Here is a 12,889-nt window from a genome sequence, read left to right on the forward strand (position 1 = left end):
CCCTAGCAGAAGTAACACATTATGTGAAAAACTGCGGAAAATTAAACCTTAAGGAGGAGTAGATTTTATGAATCGCTCTACAAAACTTGCAGCCGGTATCGCTGCCGTTATCGTTGTCGCTGGTGGTGTTTACTACGCTACCCAATCAGGCAACTCAACCAACAAAAAATTCTCCGTTGCCATGGTCACTGATGCCCCTGGTAACATTGACGACCATTCGTTTAGTGAGGCCGCCTGGTCAGGCTTGAAAGCTTGGGGTAAGGAAAATGGCGTTAAAAAGGGCGTCAATGGCTATGATTACTTTATTTCAAAGACGAAAGCTGACTTTACACCTAACTTCAACCAAGCTGTTGCTTCTAAGTTCGACCTGGTTGCCGGGATTGGCTTCGATCTCCAAGCCGCAGTCGAAAAGGCTGCTAAGGCCCACCCAAAGACTAAGTTTGCTCTAGTTGACGCTGAAGCAAATTCAAAGCTAAAGAACGTGCAATCATTGATGTTTAATTCTGAGGAATCTTCATACCTAACTGGTGTGGCTGCGGCTACGAAGGCTAAGGAATTGGGTGACACCACCGTTGGCTTTATCGGTGGTATGAAGGGACCCGTTGTCGGCCGCTTTGAATATGGCTTCCGTTTGGGAGTTGCCTCTGTTGATAAGAACATTAAAGTTGATGCAGTCTATGCTAATTCCTATGCTGATCCAGCTAAGGGGCAATTAATTGCCAATGCCATGATGGCTGATGGTGTGCATGTCATTAACCACGTTTCTGGTGGTACTGGTAATGGTGCCTTCACCGCTGTTAAGCAACACGACCAAACGTTGGCGGCTGATTCAAAGGATAAAGCCTATATGATTGGTGTCGATATTGACCAATCTGCTCAAGGTAAGTACACTTCAAAGGATGGTAAAGCGGCTAACTTCACGCTGACTTCATCACTAACCAACGTTGGTCGTGGTTTGCAACTTTCTGCAAACGCGGCTAAAGCTGGTAAGTTCCAAGGTGGTAAGGTCACCTACTATGGCTTGAAGGAAGGCGGCGTTTCCGTTATCAAGAAGAACCTGGATACCAAGACAAAGGCTGCCGTCAACAAAGCTGAAAAGGCTTTGAAAGACGGTTCAATCAAGTTGAAGTACAACAACCAATACGCAAAATAATACAATAACCCTACCAAAAAGGACGACATCGAGATGCCGTCCTTTTTAATTTGCTTATTCAAATACAAATTGATTCTTATATAATTCAGCGTAGAAACCATCCTGTTGCAACAAGGATTGGTGATTACCTTGTTCAATCACCTTACCATCGCGCAACACGATAATCTTATCCGCATTCAAAATTGTCTTCAAACGATGCGCAATCACAAATGACGTCCGACCAGAAATGGCTGCCTCCATGGCGGCTTGGATTTGTTGCTCGGTCACCGTATCAACATTCGATGTGGCCTCATCTAAGATCAAAACTTGTGGATCGGTGATGATCGTCCGGGCAATCGAAATTTGTTGCTTTTGACCGACTGAAAAAACATTTTCATCATCATTCACCTCAGTGGCATAACCATCAGGTAGTGACATAATGAAGTCGTGGATATGGGTTGTCTTAGCCGCATGGATCACTTCTTCATCGGTTGCATCAGGTTTACCAAATGCAATATTGTCACGAATCGTACCCGTAAACAAAACAGATTCTTGCAAGACGAGTCCCACGTGTGAGCGCAGTGAATCCAGATCAAGCTGCTGAACATCAATCCCGTCAAATTCTACCGCCCCATGATCGACGTCATAGAAACGGTTCACCAAATTCATGATCGTGGTCTTACCACTTCCAGTTGGACCAACGATAGCCACCATTTCACCCTTTTTGGCTTCAATTGTGACATCCTTTAAAATCTGTTTACCTGGTAGATAACCAAAGTCGACATGATTAATCTTGACGCTATTCTTTAATTCATCGACTACCAACCCATTTTCAGGTCGCACTTCGTCAGCTTCATCGAAGGTTTCTTGTAGACGACGGGCCCCGGTAATCGCCATTTGCAATTCATTAAATGATGACGACACTTGCATGATTGGTTGGAAGTATTGTTGCGCGTATTGGACGAACGTCACCACTAATCCTAACGCCGCTGCTCTTGATAGACTAGCATCGTTCAATGCAATGATTGAGCCACCAAAGATCACAATCGCGACATTCAACAATGATAATCCGTTCATCATGGGGAATAACATACCACCAAAGACACGTGCCTTGAAGGTCGCTTTACGTACCTTATCGTTGTGGACTAAGAAACCGTCAATGACGTCATCTTGCAATCCTTCAACAATGATGGCCTTTTGACCTGAAATCTTTTCATCCATGTAGGCATTCAATTTACCAACTTCATTTTGTTGCAAATCAGTAAACTTCTTACCTTGACGGATAATCAAAATTGCCAAAATAATGGCTACCGGTGTTAAGGCCATCGTCAACCAAGCCAACTTAACATTTTGGTTGAACATCATGATGATAATCCCAATGAACAACGCAATATTAGTAAAGACTTGTGACAATGATTGATTCAATGAGTTTTGGATATTATCCAAATCAGAAGTGAATCGTGACAAAATATCTCCATCAGCATGACTGTCAAAGAAGGCAATGGTCATGCGTTCGATCTTACCAAACAAACCTTTACGCATGTTGTTCGTTGAGTGTGATACCACCCGGTTGAACAACAGTGAGTAGATTAGCTGGGCAACTGCTGTGGTCACATAGGCGAGCAACAACTTCCACATCACATCAAAGAATGGTTGCTTCGATGGCGTTGTGTGTGCGAGATGTTGCAATCCTTGCAAAGTTGTTGGCATATCATTTTTGGCTAATTCCTTCACCATCTTAGCTGGTAATTGGAAGCCATCCGGAATCTGGCCACCAGGAATAGCCTGTGCGAGTTGCGCTAACACCTTGGTAGCGCTCTTATGTTGCATGGTTGTCTGTAACCACTCACCCATGCGAGTCAAAGCTTCACCAAGATAAACGGGTGCTTTGACCTGCAAATAGGTCGCCCCAATCACTGCAATCACAATCACAAAGAATTGTAATTTGTACTGCTTCATATACCGGAAGAAAAATTTGAAGGCATTTGTATATTCTTTCATGATTAATTTTCTTCCTTTCCCTTTTGTGTCTCGTAAATGTGTTGATAGACGGCCGACGATTGAAGCAATTCAGCATGTGATCCCTGGGCAACTAAACGACCCTCATCCAGTACCAAAATAGTATCGGCATGTACAACTGACGAAATTTTTTGGGCAATAATCACCGTCGTCGTCGCCTTCAACTCATGATCTAGGGCTTCTTGGACTAACTTTTCAGACTTGGCATCCAAAGCAGACGTCGAATCATCTAAGACCAAGACTTTTGGTGATTTAATGACGCCCCGCGCAATCGACATGCGTTGCTTTTGCCCACCAGAATAGTTATTACCACGCTCTTCAACTGGCGCCTCATACTGACCAGGTAACTGATCAATAAATTCTAATGCTTGCGAAATGCGAGCTGCTTGATACAAATCATCAGGTGAAGCGTCTGGCTTACCTTGCTTTAAATTATCAGCCACCGTGCCTGAAAATAGAATGGCCTTTTGCAAAACGATTGAGATATTCTTTTTTAGAGTACCCTTTGATAATGTTTTCAGGTCTTTACCACCGACGGTCACAGTGCCTTCGGTTGGATCAAACAACCGTGGAATCAACTGTGCTAACGTGGACTTACCTGATCCAGTTGCCCCAACAATACCAACTAATTGGCCTGATTTGATCGCAAATGAGACATCATGCAACGTCGCGGTGTCATCATTAGGGTATTTGAATGTCACATGCTCAAATTGAATTGATCCCTCTAAGTCAACGACCTCATCCGTGGCATAAGTCATGGCTGGTTTGGTATCCAACACTTCTTGAATACGCTTCAAAGAGATCATGGCACGTGACGCCATCATCATCATCATGCCCCCCATAATGATGGCAAACATGATTTGACCCATATAGGTCATAAATGAGGCAACACTTGAAAGGGCACTGGGATCATTCTCGACAAAGGTTGAGACCAAGTAAATGGCGGCAAAAATGGTCAGTTGTGACACCAGCGTAAAGGCTGGGATCATCGCGGCAAATAAATTACCAACTGCCAAATTATGACCCAATAATTCATCAGATGTTGCATCGAATTTTTTAATTTGATTTTTTTCTTGTAGAAATGACTTAACGACACGCGTACCGCGCAAATTTTCCTTCGCAATCCCGTTGATTTTATCCATCAACTTTTGGAAGGCACTAAAATGCGGTCCCATTTGGCTCATTAAGCCAGCAGTAATGATCAAAATCAATACAACTAAAACAATAATCAACCACCACAACTTTGGCAAAACGTTGATCGCCAAAATAAATGAGCCAATGAACAACATTGGAACACGCAATAGGATTTGGAAAATCATCATCGTCAAATTTTGAATTTGGTTAGTATCATTGGTCATCCGCACAACCAAATTTCCAGCGTTGAATTTTTCAACGTTTTCATATGAAAAGCTTTGAATTTTGCGGAAGGCTTCCTCACGAATATCCGCGGTCACACCCTGCGCGATTTTGGCTGCCAGAACGGTGTTAATCAACCCAGCAATCAGTCCAATCACGGCCACAACTACTAATTTGACACCCACTTGATAAATTTTATCTTGATTGTCATTTGTGATTGCGGTTAGGACATCCGTTAGATATTGTGGTTGAATCAAGGCTGCTGCCACAATTCCCACGATCATCAGGAGTGATGCCATCACATACCACTTATACTGCATTAAATGTTTGAAATACATAAATTCTCTATCCTTTTAGTTTCTTGTAGTCCTCATAGAGTCGGTCGATACCCATGATTTTCCCGTCATACTTTTTTAATAACGCTTCTGTACGACTTTCATCGGCATGTTCACGGATGATCGTTGATAAGCGGCTAAATTCATCGATCTCATCATCTGTTAAGCCAGCTAACATCGTGTGAATATACTCATCGAAAAATTGCTCCATCTCTTTAAAATGACGCTGTCCTTTATCAGATAAAAAGACACGCATTTGGCGTTTGTCATACTTATCTGGTCGTACTTCAATTAATTCAAACTGGGTCAGTCGCTTAATCATCGCGGTCACACTCGCTGGTTGTAAGGCCAACCGCTCACTAATTTCAGTATTTGTCAGGCCATCTTGTTCGGTTAACAAGTCCATTAACCGTGGCGCACCAATGCGATTAGCAGATATTTTACGCTCATGTTTATCAAGCATATTTGCAACCACGATCCAAGATGGTCGACGAAAAAAGGCTTGCACTGAGCTCAGTAAATCAGGTATATGTGTTCGCATAGTTCCTCCTTTGCAAAGAAATTAGTTAGTTAGTTTCAAAAGTAAACTAATAGATTATAACACGATTCATTAACAAAGCAAATAAAAAAGCACCTCCAAATGGAGGCACTTTATTACTTGGTAACGCGTTCATATAATGCGTTAATTTGTCGATTATTCAAAATAAGAATTGAGACAATAACTTCAATTGGCCACATGATGAATTGCTTGCCGACACGTGCCCACACCACTGGTGAAGACAATGCATCTGACAGACTAGTCAGCTGAACTGGCAAATAATGATACACTGCCAACAAATACGTATTCAAGATGGCGTTTGATAACATCAATTGAATCAGAATTGTGATGGCAATGCGAGCAACTGAAAGTTGCTCACGCTTGTAATAACTGATACCGAAAATCAAAGCATTCAGCACAGCGACTAAGGCAAACGGGAAAATATATGGCATACCGTGCATGAAATTCGTGACGAAATCAAGAATAAAAGCAACTAACATCCCCCAATAGGGACCAAACCACTTGGCAATCAATCCAATGGTAATAAAAGTGAAACTTACCTTGAGAAATGACGTCCCGACTGACATGAATGACAACGCTAATTCAAGCGCCATCAGCACACCTAACACCGCTACTTGCCCAGCTTGTAACCGTGACCAACCATTTACTGCTAATGTCTTCATTTGAAAACACCTCCTAAAAATTTTGGAGGGTTTCACTTAAAACGCTCAAAGAGCCCTTACAGTGAATGCGTCAACGATATCGCAACCGCAGTTTTCGTCCATGGCTCACATTCCGTTTCCATGACACTTAACGCATCGCTGACTACCCTGTATTGAATTGCTTCAATGGACACAAGTATACGCCTCCTTTATTTCAACCGCGTTTCAAAAGGGATCATTCATGTGCTTACGTTAAATTTCGTGGGAATGACCGCGGTAATGGTGCACTAATTGACCGGACGGTTCCTTCAAATGGCATGGGCACCCTAATCGAAGCCGCATGTAACATCAACCCGATGTCAGGTGTGGCTTGTGGATTATATAATGCATCACCAATTAGCGGGTGACCAATCGCTGCAAAATGCACGCGAATCTGATGGGTCCGCCCGGTTTCTAGTTCAATCCGTACCAAAGTATTTTGATACACCTGATGAATTTTCTGCCAATGTGTCAATGCTAAGCGCGCATTTGGCCCATTCACCTGCCGTAAGCGATCATGCACTGGATCCTCTCCAATTGGTAAATCAATGGTGCCCGCATTACTGGTCAATGCGCCGGTGACCCAGGCCAAATAGGTGCGTTTAATTTCTTTTTCACGTAAAAGTTCGTTTAAAATCGGCACAATATAAGGCTTTTTACCAACCAACATGGCCCCAGTCGTTTCACCATCCAAACGGTGCACCATATAAGCGTGCTGCCCCTGTGGTTGCAGGTAGGCTTCGACAAAATTCATCACCGTGCCATCTTCCCCTGGCGAATTTGGGTGTGATTTCATCCCCTTGGGCTTATTAATCACCAAAAAATCGGCAGTCTCAAACAGTACCGGTAAAACGACTCGATCATCCGGCACGTAGGCTGATTCTGGTGCAAAGTCAGCTTGTTCAAAGTGCATTGTTATGACATCCCCCGGCTGCAAGTTGGTTGATGTCGGTTGATAGTGGCCATTCAATAATACCCGGCGCTGCTGACGCAAACGACCCCGCAAGCGTCTTGGTACGTGCCACAACAACAATTGTTCTTTCAAGGTCACCGGGGCTTGATTTGCTGGTAACACAACTTCTTTTTCCCACATATTTTTTCTCTTCTTATTTCAAATTACGACGCCAAACCGGTTGTCTTCAATAATGAAAAAGACGACTGTCGTCGTCTTTTTTCGTGACTATAACTTAATAATCGACCGACCAACATGCGTACCCTGCTTAAACTGCGCCAAAACAGTGGGCAAAGCTGCAAACGCCACTTCATCGACGATGAGACTTTGCAAGGCCACTCGCCAGGTCGGGGCAGCCAGACGCCGCCAAATCAGCAATCGTTCTGCATGCGTTGCCAACACAGAGTCCACCCCAAGCAGGTTGATGCCCCGCAAAATAAATGGCAAAACATTGGTATTCAGCGATACCCCACCTGCATTACCAAGCGCTGCAACTGCACCGTTCGCCTGTACTTGTGGTAATACCGCAGCCAGTATGTCACCACCCACTGTATCAATCACAAAATCAAAAGTTTGTTTTTGTAATAATTTAGCCGCATGCGCCGTTAATTCAGTGGCCGTGATGACCCGCGTTGCCCCAAGTACTTCTAGTTGCAAACGGTATTCTTCTTTGCGTAGCGCCGCCGTGACATTTTCATACCCGGCCGCATGCAATAAGGCCACTGCAATGGTACCCACTCCACCCGTAGCGCCGGTGACTAGTATGCGTGGTTGCTGTGCGGCAGTCATGCCGTGGTTTTCCAGCTTGGTAATCGCCTGGGCAGCTGTAAATCCAGCAGTACCAACAATCATTGCCTCCCGGGTCGAAAAATTTTCATGTAAGGCAATGACCCAACTGGCTGGGACTTGGACGTACTCCGCCCAGCCACCTGGGTGATTTGTTCCCAGATCAAACCCCGTCACAACGACCAATTCACCCGGCACTAGCTCGGCAACCGTTGACTCAATGATGACACCGCTCACATCGATACCAGGTGTCATGGGGAATTGTCGAATCACACCACCATGCGTCTGGGTTGCCAAATAATCTTTATAATTGACTGCAGAATATTCGGTCTTAATTAACACGTTTCCTGCTGTAACCGCTTGGTGGGCCACATCCTGTAGTGATGTGACCACTTCACCTTGAATTTCTTCGACAACCCAGGCACGATAGCTCATTTGACTAACTCCTATTCTCGATTCTTGGCGACAAAAGCCTCCATACGATCCAAAGCTTCTAGCAAATCTTCATCAGAGGCCGCATATGAAATGCGGACAAAGTCGGCCGTAAATTTAGAAAAGGCGGCACCAGGTACGACAGCCACATGGCCTTCATTTGCCAAGCGCTTAGCAAACCCTGTCCCATCATTACCAAAGTCGGCTGGAATTTGGGCAAAGATATAAAATGCCCCTTCAGGATTCGTGACCTGAAAGCCCATTGCCTCTAGCCGTGGGACTAACATGTCCCGGCGACGCTTATAGACATCGCGCATCTCATCAGCGACATGCGCCGCCGAAGTGACCGCAACCAGTGCCCCATCTTGCAAAACCTTAGGCAAAGAGAATGTTAAGGTTGCATGAATCTTGGCCGCTTGCGCAATGAGATCTTTTTGACCAATCACAAAACCAATGCGGTAGCCGGTCATCGCATGCGACTTAGACAACCCGGTGATTAGAATGGTTTGATCTGGAATGAGTTCGGCCAGTGATGTGTGCTCTTGATCGTAAGTCAGCTGTGAGTAGATTTCATCTGAAATGACCCACAATTGGTTCCGTTCAAAGGCCGCTGCCAATGCCTCCAATTCAACCCGTGAATACGTGACACCTGAAGGGTTTGAAGGATAGTTGAATAAAATGGCCTTAATCGGTACATTCGCACTATCAACTGCTTCATCGACCATTTCTGGCGTGAGTTTAAATGCATTTGAGCGGGTGTTAATTGAGATCTTCTTACCACGAGCTAATGCCAAAGCCGCAAAATAAGGTGGGTAAGCTGGTTCAGGAATAATGACCCCTTCACCATCATTTAGCAACGTTTGAAACACCACATTAATGGCCTCTGAAACGCCGGCCGTCACGACAATATTGTCTTCGCCTTCATAAGAAAGATTATATTGATCGTTAAAATAATGGATCGTCGCATTCCGCAAGTCACGGATGCCTTGAGAATCAGCGTAGTGCGAATTGTCATCACGCACGGATTCAATAATACGGGCCTTGATTGAGTCAGCCACATTAAAGCCAGGTTCCCCAAAAGTTAACCGAACCAAATCTGGAATATCGCGAATCTCCTCTTGGAAACTGGTTAAACCGTCCTGCTCCATGCCAGTGACAATTGGGTTAAGTGGTTGCACATAACGTTTCATATATAAGTCTCCTATTTCAGTTCAGTAATAATTAGTACCATTATAAAGTAAACCCTGCTAAAGAACCTTACAAATTTGATTTCTTATCATTTTTATTTAATCTTCGTAGGATACGTGACACCCAAATATATACTATAATATAGGTAGACTAATAGATTGGAGTATGGTCATGTCAGTTAATTTAACACAGCCCATTCCCACTCCCAAAACAGCTTGGGACTGGAACACACTACTTTCGTATCCGATCATTGAAAATATGGAACCAATGGTCGCCTTAAGTTATCATCCGCAGATTATTACTCGGCCACAGTATGCGATTCAGGGATTATCTGGTGCGTTGTTTGAGATTTACGGCCGCCAGGGATTGCAAGAACGGCTTGCGGCAGCAGCCCAGCTATTGCCAGCCGGTCACCGGTTTGTAGTTTTTGATGCTTGGCGCTCAATTTCAACGCAGATGGCGTTATTTAATTCACTATCTCGACGCATTGCGACGAATCATCCTGATTGGTCAGAAGATCAAATTACACAACAGACGTTAAAAACCGTGGCGGCCGTGTCGCGTGATCCAAAACGGCCCTCGCCGCATAATACTGGTGGGTCAATCGACCTAACAATTGTGGATGAGCATGGTGTGCTTTTAGAGATGTTATCACCCTATGACGATTTTGATGAGACTGCGCGCACCAATTATTTTGAAATCAAGGCTGACCTCACCGAACGCGAAATTAGCGCTCGTGATCACCGCCGCTTACTCTATAACATTATGACCACTGTCGGCTTCACAAATTACGATGAAGAATGGTGGCACTACGACTTTGGTAATCAAAATTGGGCCTGGAAGTCTGGCCACGAGGCTGCGACCTATGGTGCCACCCAGCCAGTATTCCCTTGGACGCAAATCCTTGATTAACCAGTGCAAGGAAACAATCCTAAATTAAGCTTACCCCTAGAATTTGCTTGGTAGAAATTCTAGGGGTTATTAATATGCTAACGACTAACGCTCACTTTGCGAGCTTGTCAAACATCGCCGGGGTGATGCCCCAAATGACCGTATCATGCCAGGCATGATTTTGATAATGATCATTTGCTAAAATGCCTTCTTGTTTGAATCCTAAACGGCGTGGCACCCCAGCTGAAGCATCATTGCCCACTGCATGACCTATCCAGACCCGGCCCAGTTGTAGCTCTTCAAAACTCAGCCGGACCAACTCGTGCACTGCTTCGGTGACATACCCATGATGTTGATATTTTGGGTTGAGCACATAGCCGACTTCAGCTGTTCGATTACGTTCGTCAACTCGCAAATCAATAGTCCCCATCAGGATATCTTCACCGGGGAGTGTGATGGCCCATTTACCAACCGGATCTTTGAGAAAATAGTTCGTGATACTAGCAACTGCCTCACGCATGTCCTTTTGTGGCACACCGTTGGCAACCCACTGGGCCACCGTCACATCAGTCATATAATCAAATAGGGCTGGTGCGTCTCGCAATACCACTGGCCGTAAGACTAATCGCTCTGTCGACAGCCTTGTTAATGTCTCAATTTTCATAAACCCTCCTCTAATGAATTTTAATCATTTTATCACAAATATAGGATGAACCTATTTCGGCAAAGAAAAAAGCACACTCCCACGCGGAATGTGCATTATTTTATTTTTGCAGCAATTTTTGGAGTGTTTGGTAGATGCGTCCTTTAAACAACAGATCAGCACCAAAGGCGATGACGATGACGATGACCAAAAATACCATTTTAATTAACTTCATGATCTTTCCTCAACTCTCATTGATAATGAGCACAGCTTACTATTGAAATGATAAATTGTGCTTAATCGCTGACCCGCTTGACGCCAATCCCGGTCCAAGCTGACAATAATGAAAATACAGGGGAAAGCAACGCAAAAAACACAAATGGGGCAAACTCAATTACCGGCACCCCTAAGGTTTGCGCAGCAAATCCGCCGGCCACGCCCCATGGAATCAAGTAGTTAACCACCGTGCCGGAATCTTCTAGGGACCGGCCCAAAGCTAATCGATCTAGCTTGACACGGTCAAAGGATTCCTTCCAGAGTTGCCCTGGTAAAATAGTTGCCAAGTATTGTTCACCAATCATGAAATTAGCAAAAATACCTGAAAGCACGGTGCCAGTGATCACACCACTACCAGTCTTGATACGCTTGGCAATTGGCGCCATCACCGCCGTTAAGATCTTTTGCTCAGTTAGCAGACCCCCTAATGCCAGGGCCAACATGATGATAATCACTGTCCCCATCATGGCCATCATGCCACCCCGATTAAGCAATGATTGCAAAATAACATTTGAACTATCCGTTTTATACCCGTTCATCAACACATTTGAAAATTCCGTGGCATTACCATGAAAGAAAAACGCCACCGTTGAGACGGTAATATTCATCAACAAGGTTGGAATGGCTGGGATGCGTAACCAGGCCATCACGAATAGCATTACTAGTGGCACAACTGTCCACCAGGTAGGATCAAGCAACTTAGCTAATTTTAAATTATTCGCTACACTAGCCCCATCATGCGTCATACCGATGACTAGGAAAATAATAATCGACAATATCAAGGCCGGTAGTGTCGTCCACATCAAATTCTTGATATGGGCGAACAAATCAGTTTCAGCGACTGACGATGCTAGATTTGTTGAATCAGACAAAGGGGAACTCTTATCGCCAAAGATGGCGCCCGATAAGATGGCGCCGGCCACAATCGCTGGACTAAAGCCCATGGCTGTGCCCACCCCGAACAATGCGACCCCCACGGTTGCGATCGTTGTGAAGGCTGATCCAATCATTGAACCAACAATGGCCGTAATAATGACCGTCGTGGGTAGGAAGACGGCGGTATTACCCAACAGCTTAAATCCAGCCCATAACATGGTTGGAATGACCCCCGTGGCCATCCACAAACCGATTAACATCCCAATCAAAAGAAATAAAAACAGTGGTGCCAGACCGGTTTTAACCCCCTCTAGCATCTGTGCCTGAATCGTCGCCCAACTAGCGCCACGAAACTTCGCAAAAAATGTGACAACGACTAAACTAAATATCAATGGCACGTGGGCACCAACACCCAAACCAATAATCCCACCACTAAAAATACCAATCAATACAATTACCAAGGCCAACGCTTGGCCAAACTTTGGTTGTGCAACTTCTGTCATGCCCTTCTCCTCAAAAAACGATTCCCTAACTGTTTTAGGGCAAAAAAATAATCCCAACCAGAGCAAAGCTCTAGTTGGGACGAATAAACAATTTTATCCGTGGTACCACCCACATTGTCATGCTAAAAAAGCATGACCACTCTTGGTATGATGACTTGCGCAAGCCAATGTAAAAAGTCCGAAGACAATAGTTCAAAATAATGACCTGCGCCGTTCACAGCAACCACGGCTTCTCTTACATACAATCATCATTTCTAATAC

11 protein-coding genes and 1 riboswitch are annotated in these 12,889 nt (G+C 44.5%); of the genes, 2 read left to right on the forward strand and 9 right to left on the reverse strand.

Features of this window, described 5'->3' with window-relative positions:
* The first annotated feature begins 67 nt into the window (after positions 1-67).
* Entirely contained in the window at positions 68-1,153 is a 1,086-nt protein-coding gene (locus WSWS_RS05055) for a BMP family lipoprotein (RefSeq protein WP_070230263.1), read from the forward strand.
* Between the two features lie 54 nt (positions 1,154-1,207).
* Here the strand turns inward: WSWS_RS05055 and WSWS_RS05060 are convergent, their stop codons facing one another.
* From WSWS_RS05060 to WSWS_RS05090, 7 genes are all read right to left on the reverse strand, one after another.
* A complete protein-coding gene (locus tag WSWS_RS05060) occupies positions 1,208-3,133 on the reverse strand; it encodes an ABC transporter ATP-binding protein (protein WP_070230264.1) in 1,926 nt (641 codons plus the stop codon).
* A gap of 2 nt (positions 3,134-3,135) precedes the next feature.
* Complete coding sequence (locus tag WSWS_RS05065) at positions 3,136-4,845, reverse strand: ABC transporter ATP-binding protein (protein ID WP_070230265.1); 1,710 nt, start codon at positions 4,843-4,845, stop codon at positions 3,136-3,138.
* 7 nt (positions 4,846-4,852) lie between these two features.
* Positions 4,853-5,383 carry a MarR family winged helix-turn-helix transcriptional regulator gene (locus WSWS_RS05070; RefSeq protein ID WP_070230266.1) on the reverse strand — a complete coding sequence of 177 codons (531 nt, stop codon included), beginning with the start codon at positions 5,381-5,383 and terminating at the stop codon, positions 4,853-4,855.
* Positions 5,384-5,496: 113 nt separating this feature from the next.
* Complete coding sequence (locus WSWS_RS05075; protein ID WP_070230267.1) at positions 5,497-6,063, reverse strand: folate family ECF transporter S component; 567 nt, start codon at positions 6,061-6,063, stop codon at positions 5,497-5,499.
* Positions 6,064-6,120: 57 nt separating this feature from the next.
* Positions 6,121-6,215: riboswitch (THF riboswitch) on the reverse strand.
* Positions 6,216-6,289: 74 nt separating this feature from the next.
* Positions 6,290-7,174 carry an RluA family pseudouridine synthase gene (locus WSWS_RS05080; protein ID WP_070230268.1) on the reverse strand — a complete coding sequence of 295 codons (885 nt, stop codon included), beginning with the start codon at positions 7,172-7,174 and terminating at the stop codon, positions 6,290-6,292.
* 87 nt (positions 7,175-7,261) lie between these two features.
* The gene (locus WSWS_RS05085; protein ID WP_070230269.1) at positions 7,262-8,254 is read right to left on the reverse strand and encodes a YhdH/YhfP family quinone oxidoreductase; all 993 of its coding nucleotides are present in this window, start codon (positions 8,252-8,254) and stop codon (positions 7,262-7,264) included.
* 11 nt (positions 8,255-8,265) lie between these two features.
* Positions 8,266-9,441, reverse strand: a complete 1,176-nt coding sequence (locus WSWS_RS05090) for an aminotransferase class I/II-fold pyridoxal phosphate-dependent enzyme (RefSeq protein WP_070230270.1) — start codon at positions 9,439-9,441, stop codon at positions 8,266-8,268.
* 169 nt (positions 9,442-9,610) lie between these two features.
* On the opposite strand from WSWS_RS05090, the gene WSWS_RS05095 reads away from it, so the two are divergent.
* On the forward strand, positions 9,611-10,351 hold the full coding sequence (locus WSWS_RS05095) for a M15 family metallopeptidase (protein WP_070230271.1): 741 nt from the start codon (positions 9,611-9,613) through the stop codon (positions 10,349-10,351).
* Between the two features lie 91 nt (positions 10,352-10,442).
* Here WSWS_RS05095 and WSWS_RS05100 read toward each other — a convergent pair whose 3' ends face one another.
* Both WSWS_RS05100 and WSWS_RS05105 read right to left on the reverse strand, forming a co-directional pair.
* Complete coding sequence (locus WSWS_RS05100) at positions 10,443-10,994, reverse strand: GNAT family N-acetyltransferase (protein ID WP_070230272.1); 552 nt, start codon at positions 10,992-10,994, stop codon at positions 10,443-10,445.
* Positions 10,995-11,269: 275 nt separating this feature from the next.
* Positions 11,270-12,628 (reverse strand): Na+/H+ antiporter NhaC family protein, encoded by a 1,359-nt coding sequence (locus tag WSWS_RS05105; protein WP_070230273.1) that lies wholly within the window; start codon positions 12,626-12,628, stop codon positions 11,270-11,272.
* Positions 12,629-12,889 lie beyond the last annotated feature (261 nt).

Origin of the sequence: Weissella soli (genome assembly GCF_001761545.1) — a bacterium.
Classification (GTDB): domain Bacteria; phylum Bacillota; class Bacilli; order Lactobacillales; family Lactobacillaceae; genus Weissella; species Weissella soli.

Bases quoted from the DNA above. Each gene is read 5' to 3' on its own strand.
- WSWS_RS05060 (WP_070230264.1), bottom strand. From the start codon at position 3,133: ATGAAAGAATATACAAATGCCTTCAAATTTTTCTTCCGGTATATGAAG.
- WSWS_RS05095 (WP_070230271.1), top strand. From the start codon at position 9,611: ATGTCAGTTAATTTAACACAGCCCATTCCCACTCCCAAAACAGCTTGG.
- WSWS_RS05075 (WP_070230267.1), bottom strand. From the start codon at position 6,063: ATGAAGACATTAGCAGTAAATGGTTGGTCACGGTTACAAGCTGGGCAA.
- WSWS_RS05105 (WP_070230273.1), bottom strand. From the start codon at position 12,628: ATGACAGAAGTTGCACAACCAAAGTTTGGCCAAGCGTTGGCCTTGGTA.
- WSWS_RS05090 (WP_070230270.1), bottom strand. From the start codon at position 9,441: ATGAAACGTTATGTGCAACCACTTAACCCAATTGTCACTGGCATGGAG.
- WSWS_RS05065 (WP_070230265.1), bottom strand. From the start codon at position 4,845: ATGTATTTCAAACATTTAATGCAGTATAAGTGGTATGTGATGGCATCA.
- WSWS_RS05055 (WP_070230263.1), top strand. From the start codon at position 68: ATGAATCGCTCTACAAAACTTGCAGCCGGTATCGCTGCCGTTATCGTT.
- WSWS_RS05100 (WP_070230272.1), bottom strand. From the start codon at position 10,994: ATGAAAATTGAGACATTAACAAGGCTGTCGACAGAGCGATTAGTCTTA.
- WSWS_RS05070 (WP_070230266.1), bottom strand. From the start codon at position 5,383: ATGCGAACACATATACCTGATTTACTGAGCTCAGTGCAAGCCTTTTTT.
- WSWS_RS05080 (WP_070230268.1), bottom strand. From the start codon at position 7,174: ATGTGGGAAAAAGAAGTTGTGTTACCAGCAAATCAAGCCCCGGTGACC.
- WSWS_RS05085 (WP_070230269.1), bottom strand. From the start codon at position 8,254: ATGAGCTATCGTGCCTGGGTTGTCGAAGAAATTCAAGGTGAAGTGGTC.